The following is a 26,158-nucleotide window of genomic DNA, read 5'->3' as shown; positions in this document are numbered from 1 at the left end:
AGCAAAGTGCCGCGATTGTTGCCACAGGGTAATGCAGGGGCTATGCCCATGCCCGATGAGCGACATCCAAGAGCCAAACGTGCCGGGGAGTCCGGCGCCTGACGAAGCCCCGACGCGTCCCGCCGAGTACATCGCGGACATCGGCTTCGACGACATGAACCTGTCAGAGCCCATCCGCCTTGCCTTGGCGGAGCGCGGCTATACCAACCCCACCCCCGTCCAGGCCCGCGCCTTCCGGCCCGCCATGGAGGGAAAAGACCTCATCGTTCGCAGCAAGACGGGCACCGGGAAGACGGCCGCGTTCGGCCTGCCGCTGCTCGAGAAGATTCCCACCGACGAGCGCCGCGTCCGCGCGCTCATCCTCTGCCCCACCCGCGAGCTGGCCCTGCAGGTCGCCGACGAGCTGAGGTCGCTCGCCAAGCACAAGGGCCTGAAGGTCGCGGCCATCTACGGCGGCGCCTCCATGAAGCAGCAGGAGGACGCGCTGGAGGATGGCACCCCCATCATCGTCGGCACGCCGGGCCGCGTGTTCGACCACATCAACCGCGGCAACCTGAAGCTCGACGCGTGTGATCACGCCATCCTGGATGAAGCGGATGAGATGCTCAACCAGGGCTTCTACGAGGAAGTCACGCGCATCCTCGACCGCCTTCCCAAGACGCGCCAGGTGCTGCTCTTCAGCGCCACCGTCCCCACGGACATCCAGAACCTCATCGCGCGCTACACGACGAACGCGGAGACGCTGCTGCTGTCAGGCGACGTCTTCACGGTGGAGCACATCCACCACATCCGCTACAACGTGTCGGACGCCTTCCCCAAGCCGCGCAACCTCATCTACGTGCTGGAGAAGGAAGAGCCGCAGAACGCCATCATCTTCTGCAACACGCGGGATGACACGGCCCTGGTGACGGCGGTGCTCAACCGCAACGGCTTCGACGCGGAGCTGCTCAATGGCGACCTGCCGCAGAAGGAGCGCGAGCGGGTGATGGGCAAGGTGAAGCGCGGCGAGGTGGCCTTCATGGTCGCCACGGACATCGCGGCGCGCGGCATCGACATCTCCGGCCTGGAGTACGTCATCAACTACTCGCTGCCGGAGGACCCGGCGGTGTACCTGCACCGCGTGGGCCGCACCGGCCGCATCGGCAACAAGGGCACCGCCATCAACCTCTTCTCCGGGCGCGAGCTGGCCACGTACACCGTGCTGGAGAAGAAGTACGGCATCAAGTTCGACAACCGCGAGATGCCGGCCCCGGAAGAGGCCATGCGCCTGTGGACGGAGCGCCACGTGCGCGAAATCCAGGAGGCCGCGGGCGGCTCCGTCTTCGAGGGCTTCCTGCCGCTGGCCGCGCAGCTCAAGCCCCGCGCGGACGCCGACGACCTCATCGCCTTCCTGCTCAAGTACTTCTTCAGCCACCTGCGCATGGAAAAGGCCGCCGCGGCGATGGCGGCGGAGGGGCGTGAGCCCCCGCAGGAGCGCAAGTTCGAGAGCCGCGAGAGCGGCCGGCGCGAGCGCGGCGAGCGGAAGGAGCGTGGCGGTGAGCGCCGCGACCGTGAGCGCGACGACCGGCGTGAGAAGCGCGGAGAGTCCCCCGAGCGTGAGCGCCGGCCCCGCCGTGACGACGCGCGGCGCGAGCGTGGCGGCGAGGCGGGCCGCGGCGCGGCGGCGCTGGAGGCCGGTCCGGGCGAGGCGAAGCTGTGGGTGAACCTGGGCACCGCGGATGGCCTGGGGCCGGGCAGCATCGCCACGGCGATGGAAGACGCGGGCGCCCCGGTGGGCAAGGTGGTGCGCGCCGAGCTGCGCCCCACCTTCGCCTATGTCTTCGTGGCGGAGGAGGACTCCGCCGCCTTCGAGGCCATCAACGGCAAGCAGCACGGCACCAAGACGCTGCGCGTGGAGAAGAGCAAGCCGCGCACGGAGCGTGACGCCGCGCCCCGCCCGCCCCCGTCCCCGGACGCGGGCCCCGGCGAGGCGAAGCTGTGGATCAACCTGGGCATGGACGACGGCATGGACGAGGCGAAGCTGCCCGCCACGCTGGAGGCCGCGGGCGCTCCGGCCGGCAAGGTGCTGCGCACCCTGCTGCGCCCCACCTACGGCTACGCCTACGTGGCCGAGGACGACGCGCCCGGCTTCGAGGCCGTCAACGGCAAGCCCCACGGGGAGAAGGCGCTGAAGGTGGAGCGTCACCGTCCGCGTGGCGCGCGCCCGGAGCGCCGTCCCCGCACGGAGGCCCTGCCGGAGGTTCCCGGCCAGACGCGCCTGTGGGTGGGCCTGGGCAAGCAGGACGGGCTGGACGAGGCGGGCGTCGCCGCCGCGCTGGAGGCCGCGGGCGCTCCGGCCGGCAAGGTGCTGCGCACGGACCTGCGCCCCACCTACGCGTACGTCTTCGTCGCCGACGAGGACGTCGCGGCCTTCGAGACCACGCACGGCAAGCCCCACGGCGAGCGCACGCTCAAGGTGGAGCAGGCCAAGCGGAAGTAGTCCCTCAGGTGCCGCCAGTCCCTGGACTGGCGGCCTTCCTGCGCCGCTCGCGGTGGTAGTGGGCGGCGCACAGGCTCCGGGCGAGCACCGGCTTCTCGCAGCCGGGCTCGCCGCAGCGGACGGGCTCCGGCCGGACGGCCTGGAGGTCCTCCGTTGCCGGCGTGGGCTCGTTGAACATCACCTCCGCCACCGACAGCAGCCGGTCCACGTCCGCGCGTGCCAGGCCGCGCCCCTGGACGAAGGCCTCCAGCCGGTGGACCCCCGCGTCCTTCGTGTCCTCCAGCCGCAAGAGCTCCCACAGCGGGAGCTGGAGCGCGGCGGCCACCTGGAGCAGCGTCTCATAGCTGGGGCTGCGCTCGCCCCGCTCCAGCAGGGACGCGAAGGACACGGAGATGCCGCAGCGGGCGGCGAGGTCCTCCTGGGTGAGGCCCCGCCGCTCCCGCAGCGCCCGGATGCGCCGGGCCAGTCCCTGGAGGTGTCCACTCACGGTGGAAGCATCCGGCGGTTCGGGCGGCATGGCAGTTTCCTATGGTAGCGCACCCCTTCTGTTAAGGTCGCGCGCGCCGCCATCCAGGAGCATGCCGACACATGAGCGCCGTCGAGGGTACCAACTACTACTTCCGCAAGGCCGCGCGGATCATGGACGTGGGCACCCCCATCGAAACGCTGCTCGCCACGCCCCTGCGCGAGGTGAAGGTCCAGGTCTCCATCGAAATGGACTCCGGGGAGATTCGCACCTTCCTCGGCTACCGGATTCAGCACGACAACAGCCGCGGCCCCATGAAGGGCGGCCTGCGCTACCACCCGATGCTGGACCAGGACGAGTGCGCGTCGCTCGCCTCGTTGATGACGTGGAAGACGGCCGTGGTGAATGTCCCCTACGGCGGCGCCAAGGGCGGCATCGCCTGCGACCCGTCCCAGCTGAGCATCAAGGAGCTGGAGCGCCTCACCCGGAAGTTCGTGGACCAGGTGCAGGACGTCATCGGCCCCACGCGCGACATCCCCGCCCCCGACGTCAACACCAACCCCCAGGTGATGGCGTGGATCATGGACCAGTATTCGCGCTACCACGGCCACTCGCCCGCGGTGGTGACGGGCAAGCCGCTGGAGCTGTACGGCTCCAAGGGCCGCGAGGCCGCCACCGGCCGCGGGCTGCTCTACGTGGCGCGTGAAATCCTGAGAGATTTGGGCCTGCCGGTGAAGGGCACGCGCTTCGCGCTCCAGGGCTTCGGCAACGTGGGCAGCCACACCGCGCAGCTCCTCTGGGAGGACGGCGGCGTGGTGGTGGCCGTGGCGGACGCGCTGGGCGGCGTGCGCAACCCGCAGGGCCTGGACGTCCCGTCCCTCTTCGAGCACGTGAAGCGCACCGGCACGGTGACGGGCTTCAGCGGCGGTGCTTCGTGCGGCAACGAGGACGTGCTGGGCGCGGACTGTGAGGTCCTCATCCCCGCGGCGCTGGGCCACGTGCTCACCCGGGAGAACGCCCACGCGGTGCGCGCCAGGCTCATCATCGAAGGCGCCAACAGCCCCACGCAGCCAGAGGCCGACGAGGTGTTCGAGAAGCGCGGCATCTTCGTGGTGCCGGACGTGCTGGCCAGCGCCGGCGGCGTGACGGTGAGCTACTTCGAGTGGGTGCAGAACCTCCAGCACCTGTCGTGGGAAGAGGACCGCGTCAACGCGGAGCTGGAGAAGTCCATGAAGGAGGCCTACGAGCGCGTGGCGCAGGTGGCGCGCTCCCGGAAGGTCTCCATGCGGACGGCCGCGTACATCCTGGCGATTGGCCGGGTGGGCAAGGCCACCGTCCTGCGCGGCATCTGACGCGGCCCGCCGTGTCACGCCCTGGACGTAGCGCGGCGCGGCAGACAGCCGGCGGAGCGCGCTCTTTCCTCGTGTCTCTTCCGCCCGGGGCTCGCATCCGATAGAGGCGCGCCCATGGTCACCCTCGAGGACATCCAGGCCGCGCGCGAGCGCCTTCGCTCGGCCATTCGCCCCACGCCGTGCCCGCAGTCGGATTACTTCACGGAGCGGACGGAGTGCGCCGCGGTGTACTTCAAGCTGGAGAACCTCCAGCGCACCGGGGCCTTCAAGGAGCGCGGCGCCCTCAACAAGCTGCTGACGCTGACCGGGGATGAGCGGCGCCGGGGCGTCATCGCCGCGTCGGCCGGCAACCACGCGCAGGGCGTGGCGTACCACGCGCGGCGGCTGGGCGTGAGTGCCACCATCGTCATGCCGGAGCGCACCCCGCTCATCAAGGTGTCGCGCACGCGGGATGACTACGGCGCGCGCGTGGTGCTCAAGGGCACCAACTACGACGAGGCCTACGCGGAGGCGCTGCGCATCCAGAAGGCGGAGGACCGCGTCTTCATCCACCCCTTCAATGACGCGCACGTCATCGCCGGCCAGGGCACCATTGGGCTGGAGCTGCTGGAGCAGTGCCCCGACCTGGAGGTGGTGCTGGTCCCCATTGGGGGCGGCGGGCTCATCTCCGGCATCGCGTGCGCGCTGAAGGAGACGCGGCCCGACATCCGCGTGGTGGGCGTGCAGGCGGAGACCATCGCCAGCATGAAGGCGTCGGTGGAGGCGGGCGAGCGCGTGCTGCTGGCCGCCGCGGGCACCACCATCGCGGACGGCATCGCCGTCAAGCGCGTGGGAGACCTCACCTTCCCCATGGTGCAGAAGTACGTGGACGAGGTGGTCGCGGTGGACGAGGAGGAGATTGCCGCCGCCATCCTCACCCTGCTGGAGCAGGAGAAGAGCGTGGTGGAGGGCGCCGGCGCGGTGGGCGTGGCGGCGCTGCTCCGCGGTGACGTTCCCGCCGCGCGGGGCCGGCGCACCGCCATCATCTTGAGCGGTGGCAACATCGACATGAACGTCATCAGCCGCATCATCGAGCGCGGCCTGGTGAAGGCCGGCCGTCTGGTGCAGTTGGAGGTCCGGCTGCCGGACCGGCCCGGCATGCTGGCGAAGCTCACCACGCAGGTGGCGGACCTGCGCGCCAATGTCGTGGAGATCCACCACGAGCGCGCCTTCTCCAAGGCGGGCCTGGGGGAGACCATGGTGGAGGTGACGCTGGAGACCACCGGGCCCGCGCAAATCGAGGAGCTGGAGCGCGCGCTCCACCGGCAGGGCTGGCAGGTGGCCCGCAAGTGACAGCCGTCCGGGGCAGGGCCTTGCGCCCCTGCGCCCGTGTCCGGCGATACTCAGGGCATGAGCCCCGCCGCCCTGCTCTCCGCCCTGCTGCTGACCGCCGCCCCTGCTTCTCCCGGACAGAAGGCGAAGTCGCTCGCCGCCAGCCGCGCATGGGAGGAGCTGTATCTGGCCTTCTCGGCCGGAGCGGCGTCGGACGTGCCCGCCGCGCAGCGGAGCACCGTCGCCACGGCGCTCCAGAAGGGCTGCGAGGCGTTGAGGGACGGAGATCCGGTGATGGCGTACTCGCTGGGCGAGCGCGCCGCCGTCTACGAGGCGTCCGCGGGCGCGCTGCGGTGCCTGGCCCGGGCCGCGCGGAAGACGGACCAGCGGGCCGCCGCGGAAGCCGCCCTGCGCAAGGGGCTGGCCCAGTACCCCAAGGACGGCGCCTTCGGCCTGGAGCTGGGGCGGCTGCTGATGGAGGAGCAGGACGCGGCGGGCGCCGTGGCCGCGCTGGAGAAGGTGCCGGCGAAGTCGAAGGAGGCCGCGGAGGCGAAGCGGCTGCTCGTGCAGGCCCGCGCCAAGACGGCAGAGGAGACCGCCGCGCGGCGGGAGGCGGAGCGCCTGGAGCTGCGGATGAACGGCGCCACGAGCGGGCGGCCCACCCCCAGGGTCGAAGCCCAGCCCGCGGTGGCCGGCCAGGGCCGGGGCTCCACGCGCTCGGCCAGCCTCAGCTACGAGTCGGGCACCGGCGCGGACGGCATGCGGACGCGCTCCAACAGCCGCTTCGTCATCAAGTACTTCAACAACCAGCGCGACTTCGGTCAGCGCGCGGAGTACGAGGGCCGAATCGTCGCCGCCCTGGACGAGGCCTACGACTTCACCCGCAGCATGTTGGGCGAGGTGCGACAGGCGCCGGTGGACATCATCCTGTACACGCTCGCGGAGTTCCAGACGCACTTCGGCGCGGCGAGGGCGCGAGCGGTCGCCGGGCTCTATTCCGACAACGCCATCCGCATCAACGACGCCGCGGAGCTCACGCAGCAGACCAAGGCCACCCTGGTCCACGAGTACGTCCACGCCGCGCTGGATGACTTCTGCGGCGGCTACGGCAACAACCTCCCCATCTGGCTCAACGAGGGACTGGCCGAGTACGTCGAGTGGCGCTACCTGGGTGTCGAGGACCCCCAGCGGTCGGTCCGGAACTACATGGCCCAGGCCGCCAAGGCGAACGCCCTGCCCAAGCTGGCGCAGATGGAGGGCTCGTCCCTCATCATGCAGCGGAATCCGACAGTCGCCTATGCCACCTCCGCCGTGGCCGTCCGCGAGCTGGTGAAGCGGGGCGGCACGGGCCGGTTCCTCACGATGGTCCGCGAGGTGGGACAGGGAAGACCCATCGACGAGGCCCTGTCGGACCACTACGGCAAGACACGGGCGAGCCTCGACGAGGACGTCCGGGCCGCTCTCCAGTAGGGGAAGCTGGCAGCCGGGCCCGGGCCAATTGGTTTACCCGTTCCCGGGAGTCCCCTAGACTCGCAGCCCCCTCTATTTACGCTGCGACAGAAGCTCGGCGGTACGCTGTCCGCAGCAAGGTGACGGATGTCGGACACGCGCGCAGCGATGAGAGAATTCCGTTTCCTCGACGAGAAGCGGAAGCTGGGAAGCCTGTCTCCGGTGGAGGAGGCTCGCTGGAACGAGCTGCGCGCACAGCTGGGCGTGGATGACGCGCCAGCAGCCGACGCCGCCGCATGGCAGCAGCAGGCCGCGCCCCAGGGCTACTACGCCGCTGACGGCCAGTGGTACCCCTACCCCGCTGGCTACGAGCAGCAGCCCCAGGGCTACTACGCCGCTGACGGCCAGTGGTACCCCTACCCCGCTGGCTACGAGCAGCAGCCCCAGGGCTACTACGCCGCTGACGGCCAGTGGTACCCCTACCCCGCTGGCTACGACCCGAACCAGGGTGACGATCCGAACGCGCAGGCGTATGCGCAGCAGGGCTACGACCCGAACGCTCAGGCCTATGCGCAGCAGGGCTACGACCCGAACGCTCAGGCCTATGCGCAGCAGGGCTACGACGCGCAGGCGTATGCGCAGCAAGGCTACGACGCGCAGGCGTATGCGCAGCAGGGCTACGACCCGAACGCTCAGGCCTATGCGCAGCAGGCGTATGACCCGAACGCTCAGGCCTATGCGCAGCAGGCGTATGACCCGAACGCTCAGGCCTATGCGCAGCAGGCGTATGACCCGAACGCTCAGGCCTATGCGCAGCAGGGCTACGACCCGAACGCGCAGGCTTACGCGCAGCAGGCGTATGACCCGAATGCGGACTACGCCCAAGGCGCTGCCGAAGCGTGGCAGGCGGAGCCGCAGGCCCATGCCGCGGAGTCCGTGCAGCAGCCCTACCCCACCGCTCCCGCGACCCAGCCGGCTGTCGAGCCAGACCACATCAGCCTGTCGGACGACATCGACATTCCCGCGCTGAGCGAGCCCGCGCCGTGGATGACGCCGGGCGCCGGCGGCCAGGCGCAGAGCGCACTGAGTGATGAGCAGGAACCCTCCATCGAGGCGACGCCCGCCGACGAGGAACCGGCGGCGGCGGATGATCCGTCTGCGTCGTTCGCGGACGTCACCGACGACCTCCAGCACGATGCGCAGCCCGAGTTCGAGGAGGCGCAGCCGGAAGCCCTCCGCGTGGCGGAGGATGACTTCTCGGAGGTGGGCACGGACACCCCGGCGGTGACCGCAAGCGCCGAGCCCGAGACCTCCCTGGAGGCGTCGTTCGCCGACATGTCGATGGAGGTCGAGTCAGCACCGGAGGCGCCCGTGGCGCCCACGGGCGACGCCCTGGCCTCGTCGGAAGTGGAGGTCCCCTCCTCCGAGGTCGAGTTGCTGGACGGCACCGGCGACAGCGAGCCTGTCCTGGCCCACGAGCAGTCTCCCGCCGCCATCGATGATGCGTGGGCCTCCGCGCCGCTCGCCGTCGAGCCTGAGCATGTGGACGTCGCCGATGCGGGCGACATCATCGACGTTGCCGCCATGGCGGAGCCGGAGGCGGCCTCGCAGGCTGCGGACTCGGAAATCGCGCTCGATGATTCCGACATGGTCGAAGCGTCGGCCGCGGGTACGACGGATGCGTGGGACGCGGGCACGACGACCGACGTGACGGATGACCACGGCGCGACGGATTTCAGCGCGAGCCATACTTACGAGGCACAACCCGCCGAGATTGCACTCGACACCACGGATGTGGCTTCGGCCGAAGCCGAGCCCACCGAGATTGCGCTCGATGCAGCCGACGTGAGCGACGAGGCGGTTGAGCACGCCCCGGAGACGACGCTCGACGCGCCCGCGGAAATCGCGCTCGACGCTTCCGATGTCGCCGTGGCGGAGACCTACCCTGCAACCGACTTCGCGACGGCCGACGTCAGCGATGTCGCGACGACGGAAGCCTATCCCGAGGTGGCGCTGACCACCTCCGAGACAGGCGACACGACCGCAGCCGCTCCCGAGCCTGAGTTGACGGCCGCGGATGCCAGCAGCGAAGTCGTCGCCGAGGCCTCTCCCCCCGACACCTACGGCAGCGAAGCCGCCTCGTTCGAGCCCTCCGAAGAGACTGCTTTCAGCGCAGGCGACGAGACCGCCGCTGGCGAGCCGTACACCGAAGCCGTGCTCGACGCCCCGGAGGTCAGCGACACGGCGGTGAGCGAGCACGCTTTCACGACGTCCGAAGCGAGCGAGCCGGCCACAGCCGAGGTGTATCCGGAAGTGGCACTCGACGCCGCCGACGTCAGCGATGCGGCCACGATGGAGTTGGACTCGACGACGACCGCTGTCGAAGCCACCTCCGACACCGCGTCGGCATCCAACGACTGGGGCAGCACGGACGCGGCCGAAGACTTCGCGACGACGGCGCATGCGGCCTCCGACGTCAGCGAAGTGGCTGTCATCGAGACGGCTCACGGCACCTACGAAGACTCGGACGAAGCCTCCACCGGGGCGGAGCTCGTCCTCGACGCAACCGAGATGAGCGAGCCCGAAATCGCTCTCGATGCGTCTGATGTCGCCGAATCGACTTCCGCCCATTCGCCCTCTGAAATCACGCTCGACGCCACGGACGTCGCCGAGTCCGCTCCCATCGAGTCGGCCGCGGAGATTTCCCTGGAGTCCTCCGACGTCGCCGAGCCGCAATCGGCCGAAATCGCGCTTGATTCGTCTGAGGTGAGTGAAGCGTCTCCCGCGCAGGAGGGAAGCGTCCCGACGCTGGAGCTCAACGCGGCCGAGGTTGCGTCCGACGAGCCCTCTCTCGATGTCATCGATGTCGAGTCCGCGCCCGGATACGCCGAGGAAGAAGCATCGTTCCAGGCCGCTGATGCCGGGAGCGAACAGCCTACGCTCGAGGTCATCGACGTCGGTACGGAGGCCGCTGCTCCCGAAGTGGACTCCCCGCAGGGGGCTGCGCCCTTCGCGGCGGCGGATGTCCCATCGCTCGAGATTCGGCCGGTCCAGGTGGGCCCGGACCTCCACGCGGAGACGATCGAGGTGGAGGGAGCCCCGCCGCATGCGTCCGCGCGCACGCCTTCCGCCGAGGAGATGTTCGACCTGAGCGGGAACCCCGAAGAGGCCGTGCCTCTCGCGGCGGCGAACGAGTTCCTGGCCCACGGCCACTTCGCGCCGACTGATGAGCGCGGTGTGGCGGTGGCGGAGGGTGACGCAGGTACCATCGAGCTGCAGCCTGAATGGGCCTCCACTTCCGAGCCGCACGCTGCGGAGGCGGCACAGACGGAATGGGCCCCTTCTGGTGAGCAGGCCGCTTCCAGCGATGCGTATGCAGGCTGGGAGGATCCTGTTTCGGAAACCGTCGAACTCCAGGCGGAGTGGGCGGAGCCTGTCGATGGGCAGAGCGCGCCTGTCACCGCTTCCGAGGGGACGGCCTCCGCGGAAACGGCACCTGCCACGAGCGATACGGAGTGGGCGGCTTCCGACGCAGGCACCGCCCCTGAGGCAGGCCAGGCCGACTGGGCTCCGTCCTCCGCCGAAGCCGAGCCCGTCGAACTCCAAGCGGAGTGGGCTGAGCCGACCGCCGAGGAAGGCCAGACCCATTGGGCCACGGCTGAAGCGTCTCCGAGCGAGGGCTGGAACACGGCGTCGACTGAAGCAGCGCCCGTGGAAGTCCAGGCCGAGTGGGCCGAGGCGTCTGAGGCCGCGCCCGCTGAGGTTCAGGCCGATGGGGCAGTTCCTACGTCCGACGCAGCGCCGGTGGAAGCGCACGCCGAGTGGGCCAATCCCGCCCAGCAGGCAGGAGGCGTCCTGACGGCTGAACCCGCGGCGACCGAGGTCCAGGCCGGATGGGCTGCGCTAGAAACCGGTGACGCCAGCACGGATGCCCAGGCAGGTTGGACGCCGCCGGGCGCCGAGGCCGCGCAGCCCGAGTGGGCCACGCCTGTCGAAGAGGTCGCCGCCGAGGAAGTCCAGACCGAATGGACTGAGCCAGCGACCGAAGCCGCAGCACAGCCCGAGTGGGCCACGACGCCTGCGGCGGAAGCCGCGCAGACCGACTGGGGCGCTCCCGCTACGGAAAACGCCGGGCAGCCTGAGTGGGCTACGCCTGCGACCGAAGCCGCTCCCGGTGAAGGTGCGCAGCCCGAGTGGGCTTCGCCTGCGACCGATGGAGCCCAGGCTGAATGGGCTGCGCCCGCGACCGATGTGGCGCAGACCGACTGGGCCCCAGCTCCCGCGGAAGCCGAGCAGCCTGAGTGGGCTTCGCCCGAGGCTGAAGAGGTCCAAGGCGAGTGGGCGACTCCTGCAGCCGAGACCGCCGCATCGTCGGACTGGGCCTCGCCCGCGACGGCCGAAGCCCAGGCCGAGTGGGCGACTCCCGCGGAAGGCGCTGCATCGGCGTCGGAGTGGGCTTCGCCCGCGACGGCCGACGCCCAGGCGGAGTGGGCGACTCCCGAGGAAGGGGCCGCACCGACATCGGAATGGGCCTCGCCCGCCACCGAGGAAGTCCAGGCCGAGTGGGCTACGCCCGCCACCGATGTCGCCGCACCGGCGTCGGAATGGGCCTCGCCCGCCACCGAGGAAGTCCAGGCCGAGTGGGCTACGCCCGCCACCGATGTCGCCGCACCAGCGTCGGAATGGGCCTCGCCCGCCACCGAAGAAGTCCAGGCCGAGTGGGCTACGCCCGCCACCGATGTCGCCGCACCGGCGTCGGAATGGGCCTCGCCCGCCACCGAAGAAGTCCAGGCCGAGTGGGCTACGCCCGCCACCGATGTCGCCGCACCAGCGTCGGAATGGGCCTCGCCCGCCACCGAAGAAGTCCAGGCCGAGTGGGCTACGCCCGCCACCGATGTCGCCGCACCAGCGTCGGAATGGGCCTCGCCCGCCACCGAGGAAGTCCAGGCCGAATGGGCCTCGCCCGCCACCGAGGAAGTCCAGGCCGAGTGGGCTACGCCCGCCACCGAAACCGCCGCCCAGCCGGAGTGGGCCACGCCTACGCCCGAAGCCGCCCAGAACGCCTGGGCCGCTCCCACGGAAGGCGCGCAGGCCGAGTGGGCGACTCCCGAGGCAGAGGAGGTCCAAGCCGAGTGGGCCGCCGCTCCGGCGGAGGACGCTCAGCAGGAGTGGGCAACACCCACGGAAGCCCCCCACGCCGAGTGGTCCACGCCTGCTACCGAGGAGGTTCAGGCCGAGTGGGCGGAACCCATCGAGGAAGCCGCTCCGGCCGCCGAATGGGCCTCAACGAGCGCACCTGCCGCCTCGCAATGGGACACGTCCGCCGACACCGTCCCCGCGGCCTCGGAGTGGAACGCGCCCACTGGTGACGCGCCTGCCAGCGAGTGGGCTTCCCCCTCGCCGGACACGGCGAGCGCGGAGGGGTTCACGACCAGCCACGACACCGGCGCGGCCTGGGAAGCCTCCGCCACCACCGAGTGGTCCCCGGAGCAGACGGCGAACTGGAACGAAGCGCCCGTCGAAGAGGTCTCCCTCGCGGACACGGCCACGCCCGCCTCGGCGGAGTGGAATGACGCCGAGCCCATCGAAGAGGCTTCCGCGTGGGAGGCCGAGCCCATGCAGGACAGCGCCCCCGTGACGTCGCAGTGGGCCGCCGCCAGCACGGACAGCCCCTTCGGCGCGCAGGCGCAGGACTTCACCGAGGCCACGCCCATCGAGGAAGAAGAAGTCTCGATGGAGCTCGAGCAGGAGGTCTCCGAAATCGACGTCGAGGAAGAAGCCGTGGTGCCGCCGCCCGCGCCCATGGCCTCCATCCCTGTCGTCGCGCCGCCGCCCGCGCACTTCGCCCAGGCGGCCTCCCTGGCCACCGCCGCGCAGCCGCAGCACGCCGCCGCCGTCATGCCGGCCGCGCCCGCCAACCGCATCGCCGTGGAGCGTGAGCCGCTCTTCGACGACACCGCCATCGTCGGAGGCACGGCCCTCACCTCCTTCGTCGAAGGCGAGCACCGCGTCATCATCCACACCGTCGAAGGCCAGGTGAAGCGCGGCACCATCCGCGACGCGGACCTGCTCGACGAGGTCATCTCCCTGGAGCAGCAGAGCGGCTTCGCCGCCGAGCAGATTCAGGGCAAGCGCGTGAAGGCCATCTTCTTCATGCTCGCCGCCGGTGCGCGTCAGCCGCAGGTGGAGGGACAGAAGATTCGGGTCACCTTCAATGACGGACGTCAGGTCGCGGGCTTCTCCCAGGACTTCCAGGGCAGCACGCCGGGCTTCTTCGTCATCCCCGCCGACCAGCGCACCAACACCGCGCGCATCTTCATCTACCGCTCCAGCGTGCAGGCGGTGGCCGAGGGCTGAGCGGACCGCGTCCGACGAAGGACGGGCGGGGCCACCGTGCCCCGCAAATGAAAGAGGGGCCCCCACCACCGTGGGAGGCCCCTCCGTCATTTCAGGAGAAACGAAGGACTACTTCTTGTCCGTCGCGGCCGGGGCGCCGGCGTCCGCCTGCTTCACCAGCGACAGGTCCAGGTTCACGGTGACTTCCTCGCCCACCGCGACGCCGCCCGTCTCCAGCGCCTGGTTGTAGGCCAGGCCGAAGTCCTTGCGGTTCAGCTTGGTGGTCGCCGTCACGCCCGTGCGGGTGTTGCCCCAGGGGTCCTTGGACTCCTTCGACGGGCCCGTGACGTCCAGGACGACGGGCTTGGTGACGCCGTGCATGGTCAGGTCGCCGGTGACCTTCAGCTTGCCCTGGCCCGCCTTCTGGACCTTGGTGGACTTGAAGGAGATCTCCGGGAACTTGGCAGTGTCGAAGAAGTCAGGGGCCTTCAGGTGCGCATCGCGCTTGGCGTTGCCGGTGTTGACGGTGGCCGCGTCCAGCACGGCCTCGACCTTGGACTTGGTGATGTCCTTGTCATCCAGGTTCACCGTGCCGCTCTTCACGTTGAACGAGCCGGTGACGTTCGACACCATCATGTGACGGACGGAAAAGCCGGCGCTGGAGTGCGAGTCATCCACCTTCCAGTTGGAGGCCAGCGCGAGGGACGGGAGGGCGAAAAACAGGGCAACGGCGCTCTTCATGGACGTCTTCATCGGGGGTGTGCTCCTGGGAGATACAGCGAAGTCAGGCGCGCAGCGCGAAGCTGCGCATGGACAAGGTTCCGTGATGGAAGCCCTCGAATACGGGGGTGAGACGGTCCTCGGGGAGGGCAGCTCCGAGGACGAAATAGAGCGGCATCAAATGTTCGGCCCTTGGATGCGCGAGCCGCGCGTTCGGTGCCTCCAACCATGCTTGAAGGCCGGTGAAGTCTCGCGCCTCCAGCTTCCGCGCAATCCACGCATCGAAGGCCGCGGCCCACGGCTCGACGGACGCCGCCTTCTCCTGAAAATTCAGCCGGCGCAGGTTGTGGACGATGCCGCCACTGCCCATCAACAGCACGCCCTGCGCGCGCAGCGGCCGGAGCAGCTCGCCCATCCGCGCGATGTCCGCGGGGCTCGCGCCCAGCGGCATGGAGACCTGGACGACGGGGAGCTTCGCCTCCGGGAAGGCATGCAGCAGCGGCACCCATGCGCCGTGGTCCCAGCCGCGCTCCGCGTCGGCCACGGTAGGCAACCCGCCCGCCTTCAGCCGGGAGACCACGTCCTCGGCCAGCGACGGCGCACCTGGCGCGCCGTAGCGCAGGCGGTAGAGCGCATCGGGGAAGCCATGGAAGTCATGGATGAGGGGCGGCTGCGCGCTGGCGGTGACGCGAACCTCGCCGGGCGTCTCCCAATGGGCGGACACCACCACCAGGGCCCGCGCCTGGGCCTCGCCGCCGAAGCGCCGCAGCGCTTGCGGATAGGCATCCGCGTCCAGGGCCACCATCGGTGAGCCGTGGGAGATGAACGCCGCGGGGGCCACCGCCTGGCCGCCGCCAGGGCCACCCGTCCCCAGCACGCCCGCCACCCCGGCCGCCGCCGCGCCTTGAAGCACCACGCGTCTGTCGAGTTCGTCGCCCATGACGGCCGCCTTCTAATGCAACCGGAAGACCACGACACCGAAAACTCCAACCTATTGGATTTGCTCCATTCCTAAAACCCTCCGTGCAGCGAGACTCTCAAAACGATAGAGACTCAACTCATTCTGGAAGGAGTCGTACAGCGTGGATGGCCGTTTCGAGCTGGACTTGAGTGAGCTGCTGTCCTTCGAGCCGGGGGGCGGGCTCATCCACTTCGGGGACCAGCGCGTGCTGCTGATGGACCCGGTGGCGCTGGGGCTGCTCCGCAAGGAGCTCATCGGGTTGATGGGGATGACGGCGGCGCGCGGCACCTTCACGCGTCTGGGCTACGCGCACGGCTGGCGCACGGCCGAGGCGATGAAGGGCGCGGTGCCCTGGAAGGACGAATCCCTGTGGCGCCGTGCCGGAGGGCGGCTGCACACCCTCCAGGGGCAGGTCCGGGTGGAGCCCGTCCAGCGCCGCGCGGACGAGGGCCCGGAGCCCTTCGCCGAAGCGCAGTGGCGCGACTCCTATGAAGCCGAGCAGCACCTGCTGCACCTGGGCCAGTCCGACCAGCCGGTGTGTTGGAGCCTCACCGGCTTCGCGTCCGGCTACATGAGCTACGTCAACGGCAAGCCCATCTACGGCACGGAGCTGCGCTGCGTGGGCAAGGGCGACGCGGCCTGCCACTACGTGGGCCGGCCCGCCGAGGAGTGGAGCACCGAGTGCACGGAGGTGCTGCGCCTCTATGAGACGCAGTGCATGGAGGGCATGCTGGCGCAGGTGACGGAGGCGCTGCGGCAGGCGGAGCGCAAGCTGCGCGCGAAGCGGCAGTCGCTGGCGCGCGCGGGCGTGACGGAGGACCCGGCGGGCATGGTGGCGCGCTCGGAGGCGATGCAGCGCATCATCAACCTGGCGCGCAGGGGGGCGAAGGTGGACTCCACGGTGCTCGTCACGGGGGAGAGCGGCGTGGGCAAGGAGCGCATCGCCCGCCTCATCCATGACGAGTCCGGCCGCGCGCACAAGGCCTTCGTCGCCGTCAACTGCGCCGCCGTCACGGAGAGCCTGCTGGAGAGCGAGCTGTTCGGCCACGTGAGAGGCGCCTTCACCGGCGCCACCCACGACAGGGCCGGCCTCTTCGAAGCGGCCCATGGCGGCACCCTCTTCCTGGATGAAGTGGGCGAGGTGCCCCCGTCCATGCAGGCCAAGCTGCTGCGCGTGCTGCAGGAGCGCGAGGTGCGCCGCGTGGGCGAGAATGCCAGCCGCAAGGTGGACGTGCGGCTGGTGGCCGCCACCAACCGCGAGCTCGCGGAGGAGGTCCGCCAGGGGCGCTTCCGCCAGGACCTCTACTACCGGCTGCGCGTCATCGAGCTGAAGATTCCGCCGCTGCGTGAGCGCCGCGACGACGTGCTCCCCCTGGCGCGGCTGCTGCTCGCCGAGGCCGCGGAGCGGCTGGGTCGCAGGGTGTCGGGCCTGTCCCCGGACGCGGCGGACCAGCTGCTGCGCTACGCGTGGCCCGGCAACGTGCGCGAGCTGGGCAACGCCATGGAGCGCGCGGTGGCGCTGTGCGAGGGCCCCCGGGTGGAGCGGGACGATTTGCCGGAGGAGGTCCGCGCCGCGCCCCCCAGCCTGGTGCCCACCGGCAATCCACAGCGGCTGGAGGACATGGAGAAGCACTACATCCTGGCGGTGCTGGCGCAGAACGGCGGCAACCGCGCGCGCACCGCCGAGCAGCTCGACATCGGCGTGGCGACGCTCTACCGCAAGCTCAAGCAGTACGGCCACCCGGAGGCGGCCCACTGAGCCGCCGAAGGGCCCGGCGTCAGTTGAGGTACTGGTCCCGGTCCGGCCGGTCCTTCCGCACCACCTGCAGGTGCTTGGAGCGGCCCTTCAACTGACGCTGCAGCCGCCAGTGCTGCAGGTGCAGCCACAGCTTGCGCGGGTTGGCGCCCCGCACGTAGGCGAACGCCATGCACAGGCCCAGCAGGTCCGGCACCTGCGTCTGCCAGCCGCTGGTGATGGCCGACAGCACGACGAAGCCCGCGCCGACGCCCGCCAGGGCGTTGCCCGACAGCGGCAGGCCCCAGAAGTTCGTCTGCCCCCGGCCAATGGTGAGCCCGTAGGACACCCACAGCACCGACGTCATGACGTTGCCGCCCGCGTACGCCTGTACCGTCGCGCCGGGCACCAGCATGGCCAGCAGCGAGGTGATGAGGCCCGCGCTCACCGCGATGCCCAGCGCCACCATCAACAGGCGCCTGCCGCCCCAGATGGACTCCAGGTAGCCGCCAATGGACCAGGTGATGATGGCGCCGAAGATGATGCCGATGGGGCTGGACTCGATGAAGGCGTACGTCAGCGGCTGCCAGAGGTAGAGCCTCCCGAACACCAGGTCCGGGAACAGCAGCAGCAAGCCACCCGCCTGCGACTTCGTGAGGTGGAACATCACGGAGCCCGCCACCAGCGCCACCGCCAACTTGGACGCCGTGGTCTCCAGGCCGGGCAGTCCCATGCCGCCGCCCCCGCCTCCGAAGCCCCTCATCGGTCGCATTCAGTACACCATCCTCTCGTTGCGCAGAGCCGTCCAAAGGTGGTGGAACATCGCTCGCTTCGCAACCCCAAATGACGAAGGGCGCCCATCCCCGACACCGGGGAGAGCGCCCTCGAACACCCACGCTTCGTCAACTGCCGCGCGGCCGATCAGGCCTTTGGCTTGTAGAAGAGCGTGATGGTCAAGCAGTGGAACTCCTTGTCGGAGGACTGCGTCACCACTCTGTCGACCACCTCGAGGTTGGAGTTCTCCTTGAGCCACTTGGTGATGTTCTCACCCATGTTCTCGCGGTCACGCGCGAGCGTGGTGGAGAACACCTTGACGCCCGTGAAGCTGATAACGCCCATTCCGACCCTCGTCATAAACCAGAGATTCTGGACGTTTACCCCGAGACGATTCCGCCATCAAGAATCGGGCCCGACAATCCGGCCCTGGCGCCTCTCGGGCGTCCCACCTGGGGGGTTGCGCCCGGGCCTCGCACGGAAGCGCGCGGGCCCGGGGGACGGAGCTTCACCGGCTGCTGGCGGCCTTGCGCGACAGGCAGGTGACCTCGTCCTTGCAGGCCGGGCCAATGCCCTCGGGGTGTGCCGTCAGGGGCGTCTTGTCGCTCTCCTCCACGCCACACACCACGCACTTGCGCTTGCGGTTGCGACGCTCGGCGCGGCGCTGCTCCGCGATGGCCTTGGCCCGCTCACGCGCCGTCTTCGCGTCCACCTCGTTGCTCATCTCGCGTCCTGGTTGAAGGTCCTGTGCCATCAGAGCGCCTCGACGAGCACCGCGATGCCCTGGCCGCCACCGATGCAAGCGGACCCGATACCATAGCGGGCACCGCGGCGCTTCAGCTCGTACACCAGCGTGGTGGTGATGCGCGCGCCCGACGCGCCCAGGGGGTGGCCCACGGCGATGGCGCCGCCGTTGACGTTGGTGCGCTCGCGAGGCAGGCCCAGTTCCTTCTCCACCGCCAGGTACTGCGGCGCGAAGGCCTCGTTGACCTCGAAGAGGTCAATGTCCGACAGCTGACACTGGGCGCGCTCCAGCAGCTGGCGGATGGCCGGCGCCGGGCCGATGCCCATGATTTTCGGATCGCACCCGGAGACGCCCCAGTTGACGAGCCGGCCAATGGGCTGCAGGCCGTGCTGCTTCACGAAGCTGCCGGTGGCCATCACCATGGAGCCCGCGCCGTCGCAGATGCCGCTGGCCGCGCCCGCGTGCACCACGCCGTCCTTCTTGAAGACCTTGGGCAGCTTGCGCAGGCTCTCCACCGTCGTCTCCGGGCGGTTGTGCTCGTCCCGGGACACCACCGTCTCGCCCTTCTTCGTCTTCAGCGTGACGGGGGCGATTTCATCCTGGAAGCGGCCCGCCTCCTGCGCGGCGGCGAAGCGCTTCTGGGTGAGGACGGCGTACTCGTCCACCTGCTCCTGCGTGAGCGAGTAGTCCACCGCGAGCTGCTCGGCGGTGAGCGCCATGGCCTGGCCGGTGTAGCTGTCGGTGAGGGCCGTCCACAGCATGTCCTCCAGGCTGCCCTTGCCCAGCGGCAGGCCCCAGCGGGCGCCGCGGATGACGTGGGGCGCCTGGCTCATGGACTCGGTGCCACCGGCCAGCACGACGGAGGCCTGCTCGGTGAGCATCAGCTCCGCCGCCGTGACGAAGGCCTGGAAGCCGGAGCCGCACAGCCGGTTGACGCCCAGCGCGGGCACGGGGACGGGCACGCCGGTGCGCAGGCCCACGTGGCGCGGCAGGTAGATGGCGTCCGCGCTGGTCTGCACCACGTTGCCGTAGACGACGTGCTGGACGTCTTCCGGAGACACCTTCGCCTGGGCCAGCGCGGCCTTCGCCGACTCCACGGCGAGGTCGGTGGCGCTGAGGTCCTTCAGGCCTCCCCCGTAGGTACCGAACGGGGTGCGCTTGCCGGACAGGAAGTAGATTTCCTCGTTCTTGGACACGCTCTTCATGGTGGTCGTCTACCTACTCTCATGGGGCGCGCGGTGCACGCGCGCCGTGACGTCGTGACGTGTGGGACGGGCGGCCCTAGGGCGCGCGCTGCCCGAAAAAAGCGCTGGCGACGATGGCAAGCGCGATGACGGTCCACAACAAACCTTGAAGGTTCTGTTTCCGGATTTCCTTGCGACCGAGCCCCTGGTACCAGGAACGCCCGGCGGCCACCCTGCCTTCCCAGGTGAAGTCCCCGGCGGGCTGCAGCCCGTCCAGGCGGCGCAGGTGCGCGCGCAGCAGGCGGTCGGGAGGCGCGTCCTCCAGTGAACCCGTCAGGTAGACGCCGGGGACCTCCAGCGCCGGGCGCCGGTAGTCCGCGGTGATGACGAAGCCCCCGGAGGCCAGGGGGGTGAGGAGGTACAGCCGGGGCACGCCGCCCTGCCCTGCGTGGAGCGTGGCGAAGACGCGCTCACCCGGGTGGGCCCAGTCGTAGGAGCGCGTGGCGCGCTGGAGGCGCGGCTTCTCCTCGTGGCTGCCCAGCGGCGTGAACCCCAGCGCCTGGAGCTGGTTGGCGCGCCCCGACAGCTCCAGGGGCAGCTCCATCTGGTCCGCGGGGGCCTCGGGCTCCACCCGCACGCTGGACGGGAAGAGGAAGAGGATGCCGCGCCACAGGTTCATGGACAGCAGCACGAGCGCCAGCACCAGGCCGGCGACGACGATGCCCAACTCGGCGAGGACGTTCATGAGGGGAGGACCTCCAGCTGCATCGCCCCCCGCGCCACGGGCGCGAGGAGCCGGATGAGGGAGGTCAACAAGGCGGGCCGACCGGAGACCATGGCTCCGGGACCCTAGCGGAAAGCGGCGCCCGCGTGCGCTGGGTTCAGCGCCGGGACGCGCTGGCCGGCAGCGTGCGCCAGCGCTCGACGTCCGCCGGGGTGAGCGGGTCCTCGCCGCGCAGGAACCGCTCCAGGTGGCCCAGCGAGTCCACGCCGAAGAACAGCTCGTCGTCCGCCAGGAAGGTGGGCACGCCAAAGGCCCCGGCGGCCACCGCCGCCTCGGTGTTGCGGCGGACCCGGTCCTTCACCTCCTGCGCCTGGGCCGCCGCGAGCAGCGCCTGGGCGTCCAGCCCCGCGGCCTGAATCGCCGCGCCCACGGCCTCGGGCGACTCCGCGCCCTTCCCGCCGCCCCAGGCGGAGGCGTACAGCGCGCTCACCAGCCGGCTCCGAGCCTCCACGTCCTCCACGGCGGCCGTCACGCGCAGCGCGAGCAGCGGATTGAAGGGATGCGTCGGCGGCGGCGCGAAGGGCACGCCGAAGTCATGGGCGATGCGGAAGGTCTGCTTGAAGACGTAGCCGCGCTTGGCCGCGACCTCCGCGGGGCCGAGGTTTCCCGTCGCGTTGAGCACCCCCGCCAGCAGCACGGGCACCGGCTCCACGGCGCGGCCATGGCGCGCGGCGAGCGCCGGCAGACGCGTCCAGGCCAGGTAGGCATACGGCGAGATGAAATCCAACAGGAAGCGCAGTGGGGTATGGGCCATGGCCCGAGTCTAACGCCCCACGTCCGGGCTGGGAGGACACAGTCCCGTCGACCTTCGAACGTCACATCAGGCGCTCTGACGCAGCGCCCCGGCCCGGCGCTGGAGCGCGCCCCGCAGGGAGCTGGCCAGGGCCAGCAGGCTGGAGGCCCGGGCATCCGTGAAGGCCGCCTCGGCCGCCTCCAACGCCACCACCGAGGCCTCCGCGTCCCGCGCGCGCTCCGCGAGCGACAGGCGCACCAGCCCCACCTGGAGCACGTTGCCCGTCAGCTCCGCCAGCGCGAGCGCCCTGCGCAGGTGCACCAGGCCCTCCTCACCGGGCAGCAGCGCCGCCAGCGCCCGGCGGGAGAGGATTTCGTCCCACGGGTTGGCCAGCACCGGGTCCGTGGCCCGCGCCAGCGCCGCCTCCGCCGCGTCCTCCGCCGTCACCAGGTTGCCCTGCTCCCGCTCGAAGCGGGACTGGTAGACGCGCAGCAGCGTCTCCATGCGGACGCCGCCCTCGCGCGCGGCGGCCAGGGCCACGGGCAGGGAGCGGCGCGCCGCCCCCGCATCCTCGAAGAGCACGTCGCGGCAGGCCTGGTACACCCGCAGGTGACACTGGAGCCACCGGTCCTCCGGCAACACCCGCGCCAGCGCCTCGGCGCGGGACACCACCGCGGCCACGTGCTCGTGCTCGCCGCGCTCCAGGTAGTACGGCGGCGTGAAGAGGGCCAGGTTGCGCTCCATCAACCGAGGGTTGCCCAGCCGCCGCACCAGCTCCGTCTTCTCCGTGAAGGCCGGGACGAACGCCGCGCCGTCGCCCGTGAAGGCCGCGCGCGTCACCACCGAGAACAGATGGAAGCCGCGCACGTCCGTGAACCCATGGGCCTCCGCCACGGCGTACCCGTCGCGGAGCGCCTGCGCGTCCAGCGGCTCGCCGCGCAGCGCCAGGTTCAGGTTCATCGTGAAGCCGCCCATGCCCAGCGCCCACGCCAGGCGCTTGGGCAGCCGGCCCGTCACCTCGCACAGCCCGCGCAGCCGCTTCAGGTGCTCGTACTGCGTCTCCAGCACGCCAGCGAAGCGGCCGGTGTAGGCACACAACTGCGCGGGCGCCAGCTGCGCCGCGGCGCGATAGGGCGACACCTCGGGTTGCTCGGCCCGCACGCGCTCCAGCAGCGCCGTCAGCTCCTCCGTGCGCCCCACGCTGGCCAGCGCCATGGCCTGGAGGATGCGCAGCTCGGCCTGCTTCCAGAAGACGTCCGCGGTGCTGGCGAACGCATCCGCCTCGCGCTCGCGGAACAGCGCCTTCAGGCGCGCGGGGCGCTCCGCTTCCGGCGCGGCGCACGCGGCCTCCAGCGCGGCCACCGCCTGCGTCCGCCCGTCCTCCAGGTCCACCGTGGACGCCCAGTGCGCACTCAGCTTCCTCGCGAAGGCGAGCGAGGTGGGCGGGTCGCTCGAATAGCCCACCTCCACCATCGTCACCCAGATGCGCAGCAGCAGCCTGTCTCGGCCCGGGAAGTCCGGCGCGGCCTCCAGCAGCATCGCCGCTTCCTTCAGCAGCAGCGTCGCCTCCAGCAGCGCCTGCGCCTCGATGGCGGCGCGGCCCGCGTCCAGCAGCGGGCCAATGGCCAGCTCCGGCTCCGACGAGCGCAGGTAGTGCCACCCCACCGTGCGCGACAGCTCCGGCCGCGACGAGTGCAGCGTCTGCAGCGCCACCGCCACGCGGCCGTGCGCCACGCGCCGCGCCTCCTCGGGCGTGCTGTCGTAGACGGCCTGGTGCACGGTGTCGTGCGTGAAGACGTAGCGGCCCTCCGCCTCCTGGAGGAACTGCCGCTCCACGATGCCGTCCAGCACCGCGAACAGCTCGGACTCGGGCAGCTCCGCCAGCGCGCGGAGCATGGGCAGCTCCAGGCTGCGGCCCGCGGGCGCCAGCTGGCGCAGCAGCGACACCTGCTCCGCGGGAGCGCTGCCCAGGCGCGCGAGCACCGCGTCGTGGATGCTGGCGGGCAGCGGCCGCGTGTCCAGTCCCTCGACGGCGTTCCACCGGCCGCCCACCCGCGTCAGCGCGCCCTCCTCCACCAGCGCGCGCAGGCACTCGGTGGCGAAGAAGGCGTTGCCGCCCGTCGTCTCATGCAGCCGCGTGACGAAGGCCTCGGGCACGGCCAGCCCCGGTAGCGCCAGCTCCACCAGCGTGCGCACGTGCTCGGCGGCCAGCGGCTCCAGGTCCATGCGGGTGGTGATTTTCTCGTCCACCGTCTGGAAGGCCAGGCTCAGGCGGCTCAGCTCGCCGGAGCGGAACGTGCCCACCACCATGCCGCGCGTGCCGTACAGCGCGCGGATGAGGACGTTGAGCACCTCCAGCGTGGCGCTGTCAGCCCACTGCAGGTCTTCGAAGCACAGCACCAGCGTCATCCGCCGGCCCAGCGCCTGCACCCACTCCGCCAGCGCGCCGAAGAAGGCCAGCTTCTCCTCGCCCGCCACCGGGTGCGCTTCGCCCGCGTCCGGCGTCAGCCCCGGGAGCAGCTGGTGCAGCTTCGGCCCCAGGCGGTCCATCATCTCCGAGGGCGTGAGCGGCACCAGGCAGCGCACCGCCTGGACGATGGGCGTCAGCGGCGCCTGCCCCTCCGCGCGGCACTGGCCCCGGCCGAAGGGCAGCTCCGCCAGCTTCGCCTGGAGCTCGAACTCCTGGAGCAGCCGCGTCTTGCCCACGCCCGCGGGCGCGCCGATGAGCACCGCGCGGGACTGGCCCCAGTCCGCCTCGGCCAGGCCGTTCATCAGCGCCTCCAGCTCCGCGGCGCGGCCCACCACCTCCGGCACGTGCAGGTAGCTGGCGCGCGCCGACAGCGGCTCCTCCGGCATCGGCTCGCCAATGGCGTGGCAGAGCGCCTCCATCAGCTCGCTGGCGTCCTGGAAGCGCTCGCGCGGGTCCTTCGCCAGCAGCAGGAGGATGATTTCCTCCAGCTGTGGATCCACCGGACAAATCGTGGACGGCTTCGGCGGCGGCCGCGTCAGGTGGTCCGCCAGGAGCGCCGCCGGGGTGTTGCGCTTGAAGGGCAGCCGGCGCGTGGCCAGGTAGTAGGCCATGACGCCCAGCGAATAGAGGTCCGCGCGCCCGTCGATGCTCGCGCCGCGCTGCCACTCCGGCGCCAGGTACTCCAGCGTGCCCTTGAGCCGGCCGGGGCTGGGCGTGCCCAGCTGGTGCATGACGCCGAAGTCCATCAGCTTCACCGCGCCCGCGCTGGTGATGCGGATGTTGCTGGCCTTGATGTCGCAGTGCACGTACAGCCGCGCGTGCAGGAAGGCCAGGACCTGGGACATCTGGATGAGCACGCGGTACAGCGTGCGCGTGTCCAGCGGCGACTCACGCCCCAGCGAGCTCAGGTCCTGCCCGTCCACCACCTCCATGGTGATGAAGCGGTTGCCGGCCTCCGTCATGCCCCAGTCGAAGACCTTGAGCGTGCCGGGGTGCTGGAGCTTCTTCATGGCGAAGAACTCGTGCCGGAACATCAGCACCAGCTCCTCCGTCTTGCCCGCCGTCAGGCCCGCCGGAACCTGCATCTCCTTGAGCGCCACCCGGCGGTGCTCGTGCAGGTCCGTGGCCAGCCAGATGCGGCCCATGCCGCCCTCGCCCAGCAGCCCTTCGACCCGGTAGCGCCCCGTCACCACCATGCCCACGGCCAACGAGCGGCGCTCCCCGGCGCGCGCTCCCGGCAGGGTGATGGGCGTGCGGATGCGGTCCCCCCACGAACTTGGAGGACGGCTGCGCTCGTCCAGGACTGCTGTCTTCTCCTCGTCGCTCACGAAGGGGAACCGGCGGGGTCAGCGAAATGCAGAAGTTCATGGGATATCACGTTTCCTTGCGACAGGCACACCTCATCGGTGCCGTGTCGGCGTTGAGTGGCGCACCGCGCGTGAGGCCCTGGCGACGAGCACCTGACAACACGGGGCGCCGCTGGACGGCTGCCTGGCGGCCCTGCCCGAAGCCCTGGACGCGTGGGTGCATACGCAGACGGCTGGAACCCAGGGGTGCTGGGCACCCCCTCTTGCCCCGGCCGGCGCGTGGGGTGATGCTGGGGCTTTCGCCGGGGGAGCGCGTGTGCACCGGGCACCGCCGGGCGGCTGCCTCCCTGAGAGTCGGGGTGTCGTGAAGCCGAAGGTCCTCATCGTCGAGAACTCATGGACGATGCGGGAGACGCTCCGTCTCCTGCTCTCCGGCGAGTTCGACTGCACCACGGCGGCCGACGGCGAGTCGGGGCTTCAGCAGGCCCTGTCGCACCCGCCCGATGTGCTCATCTCCGATGTGAACATGGACGGAATGGACGGCTATGCGCTGTGTGGCCACTTCCGCGCCGAGCCCACGCTCAAGCACATCCCCGTCATCTTCGTCAGCGGCTATGCGCCTCGCACGGAGGGGCCCGCGGACCAGCCCGTCCCGGACGCGTACCTCGTCAAGCCGGTGAAACCGCCCGTGCTCATCGCCCAGCTTCACGCGCTGCTGGCTCGCGCGGAGGCCGTCACCCCGGCCACGCCCACCATCCAGCCCGCGTGGAAGAGCTGAGGCCGCTCACCCCGAAGCACCCCAGCCCCGGCACGGCGCGTCCCGAGTGGGAAGACGGGCGCCGGCCGCGCCGGACCGCGGGACGTCCGCATGGCGTCCGGGCGTTGCCACCAATGAACGGGTGACACGCGGGGTGGTCCGGTGATGATTCGATGCAAGCGGGCGTACGAAGCAGCAAGCCGCACGGATGGGCGGCGCTTCCTGGTGGAACGGCTGTGGCCGCGAGGCGTGCGGAAGACAGCGCTTCCCATCGAAGCCTGGCTGAAGGACGCCGCCCCCAGCCCCGAGCTGCGGAAGTGGTTTGCACACGACCCCGACCGCTGGTCCGAGTTCCGCCGCAGGTACGCCGCCGAGCTCGCCGCGAACCCCGCCGCGTGGCAGCCCCTGCTCGAAGCCGCGCGCCATGGCACGGTGACGCTCGTCTATAGCGCCCACGACACCGCGCACAACAACGCGGCGGCCCTGCAACAGTTCCTCGAAGAGGCGTCTGGCGGCGCCGCTCCGAAGAAGCAGCCATGCGCCTCGCGGCGAGGCCGGGGCCGCTCGACGCGGCACACCTGACGTGCCGCCCCGG

General features: G+C 70.7%; 18 protein-coding genes. 8 read left to right on the top strand and 10 right to left on the bottom strand.

What is annotated here, in order from left to right; translation table 11 throughout:
* Window positions 1–55 precede the first annotated feature (55 nt).
* Window positions 56–2,479 carry a DEAD/DEAH box helicase gene (locus tag HV826_RS10540; protein WP_176416875.1) on the top strand — a complete coding sequence of 808 codons (2,424 nt, stop codon included), beginning with the start codon at window positions 56–58 and terminating at the stop codon, window positions 2,477–2,479.
* A 4-nt stretch (window positions 2,480–2,483) separates the two neighbouring features.
* Here the strand turns inward: HV826_RS10540 and HV826_RS10535 are convergent, their stop codons facing one another.
* Window positions 2,484–2,996, bottom strand: coding sequence for a helix-turn-helix domain-containing protein (locus tag HV826_RS10535; protein ID WP_176416874.1), 513 nt, complete (start codon window positions 2,994–2,996; stop codon window positions 2,484–2,486).
* A 71-nt stretch (window positions 2,997–3,067) separates the two neighbouring features.
* Between HV826_RS10535 and HV826_RS10530 the strand changes: the two genes are divergently transcribed.
* The 4 genes from HV826_RS10530 to HV826_RS10515 all read left to right on the top strand — a co-directional run bounded on the left by HV826_RS10530 (window position 3,068) and on the right by HV826_RS10515 (window position 13,414).
* Window positions 3,068–4,297, top strand: coding sequence for a Glu/Leu/Phe/Val dehydrogenase (locus HV826_RS10530; RefSeq protein ID WP_176416873.1), 1,230 nt, complete (start codon window positions 3,068–3,070; stop codon window positions 4,295–4,297).
* A gap of 114 nt (window positions 4,298–4,411) precedes the next feature.
* Window positions 4,412–5,629: a threonine ammonia-lyase gene (gene ilvA / locus HV826_RS10525; RefSeq protein ID WP_176416872.1), complete on the top strand. Its 1,218-nt coding sequence runs from the start codon at window positions 4,412–4,414 to the stop codon at window positions 5,627–5,629.
* A 57-nt stretch (window positions 5,630–5,686) separates the two neighbouring features.
* Window positions 5,687–7,078, top strand: coding sequence for a peptidase MA family metallohydrolase (locus tag HV826_RS10520; protein WP_176416871.1), 1,392 nt, complete (start codon window positions 5,687–5,689; stop codon window positions 7,076–7,078).
* A gap of 126 nt (window positions 7,079–7,204) precedes the next feature.
* Entirely contained in the window at window positions 7,205–13,414 is a 6,210-nt protein-coding gene (locus tag HV826_RS10515) for a DUF6982 domain-containing protein (RefSeq protein WP_176416870.1), read from the top strand.
* A gap of 108 nt (window positions 13,415–13,522) precedes the next feature.
* On the opposite strand, the gene HV826_RS10510 is transcribed toward HV826_RS10515, so the two are convergent.
* A complete protein-coding gene (locus HV826_RS10510; RefSeq protein WP_176416869.1) occupies window positions 13,523–14,146 on the bottom strand; it encodes a YceI family protein in 624 nt (207 codons plus the stop codon).
* Between the two features lie 31 nt (window positions 14,147–14,177).
* The gene (locus HV826_RS10505) at window positions 14,178–15,053 is read right to left on the bottom strand and encodes a dioxygenase (RefSeq protein WP_176416868.1); all 876 of its coding nucleotides are present in this window, start codon (window positions 15,051–15,053) and stop codon (window positions 14,178–14,180) included.
* 142 nt (window positions 15,054–15,195) lie between these two features.
* Here HV826_RS10505 and HV826_RS10500 point away from each other — a divergent pair, with 142 nt between their 5' ends.
* Entirely contained in the window at window positions 15,196–16,833 is a 1,638-nt protein-coding gene (locus tag HV826_RS10500) for a sigma-54-dependent Fis family transcriptional regulator (protein ID WP_176416867.1), read from the top strand.
* A gap of 19 nt (window positions 16,834–16,852) precedes the next feature.
* Here HV826_RS10500 and HV826_RS10495 read toward each other — a convergent pair whose 3' ends face one another.
* From HV826_RS10495 to HV826_RS10465, 7 genes are all read right to left on the bottom strand, one after another.
* On the bottom strand, window positions 16,853–17,581 hold the full coding sequence (locus HV826_RS10495) for a DUF1751 domain-containing protein (RefSeq protein ID WP_176416866.1): 729 nt from the start codon (window positions 17,579–17,581) through the stop codon (window positions 16,853–16,855).
* A 149-nt stretch (window positions 17,582–17,730) separates the two neighbouring features.
* Complete coding sequence (locus HV826_RS10490; RefSeq protein ID WP_013938428.1) at window positions 17,731–17,928, bottom strand: hypothetical protein; 198 nt, start codon at window positions 17,926–17,928, stop codon at window positions 17,731–17,733.
* A gap of 163 nt (window positions 17,929–18,091) precedes the next feature.
* On the bottom strand, window positions 18,092–18,307 hold the full coding sequence (locus HV826_RS10485) for a hypothetical protein (protein ID WP_163780860.1): 216 nt from the start codon (window positions 18,305–18,307) through the stop codon (window positions 18,092–18,094).
* Between the two features lie 29 nt (window positions 18,308–18,336).
* Window positions 18,337–19,533 (bottom strand): acetyl-CoA C-acetyltransferase, encoded by a 1,197-nt coding sequence (locus HV826_RS10480; RefSeq protein WP_176416865.1) that lies wholly within the window; start codon window positions 19,531–19,533, stop codon window positions 18,337–18,339.
* Window positions 19,534–19,609: 76 nt separating this feature from the next.
* Window positions 19,610–20,257: a hypothetical protein gene (locus HV826_RS10475; protein ID WP_176416864.1), complete on the bottom strand. Its 648-nt coding sequence runs from the start codon at window positions 20,255–20,257 to the stop codon at window positions 19,610–19,612.
* Window positions 20,258–20,393: 136 nt separating this feature from the next.
* The gene (locus HV826_RS10470) at window positions 20,394–21,050 is read right to left on the bottom strand and encodes a 2-hydroxychromene-2-carboxylate isomerase (protein ID WP_176416863.1); all 657 of its coding nucleotides are present in this window, start codon (window positions 21,048–21,050) and stop codon (window positions 20,394–20,396) included.
* 66 nt (window positions 21,051–21,116) lie between these two features.
* Complete coding sequence (locus tag HV826_RS10465) at window positions 21,117–24,701, bottom strand: serine/threonine-protein kinase (RefSeq protein WP_176416926.1); 3,585 nt, start codon at window positions 24,699–24,701, stop codon at window positions 21,117–21,119.
* 469 nt (window positions 24,702–25,170) lie between these two features.
* Here HV826_RS10465 and HV826_RS10460 point away from each other — a divergent pair, with 469 nt between their 5' ends.
* Window positions 25,171–25,584 (top strand): response regulator, encoded by a 414-nt coding sequence (locus HV826_RS10460; protein WP_176416862.1) that lies wholly within the window; start codon window positions 25,171–25,173, stop codon window positions 25,582–25,584.
* A gap of 141 nt (window positions 25,585–25,725) precedes the next feature.
* A complete protein-coding gene (locus HV826_RS10455) occupies window positions 25,726–26,145 on the top strand; it encodes a DUF488 domain-containing protein (protein WP_368670888.1) in 420 nt (139 codons plus the stop codon).
* Window positions 26,146–26,158: the final 13 nt, after the last annotated feature.

Origin of the sequence: Myxococcus sp. AM010, from assembly GCF_013372585.1 — a bacterium.
Taxonomy (GTDB): Bacteria; Myxococcota; Myxococcia; order Myxococcales; family Myxococcaceae; genus Myxococcus; species Myxococcus vastator.
This window is presented reverse-complemented; position numbering and strand designations above follow the sequence as displayed.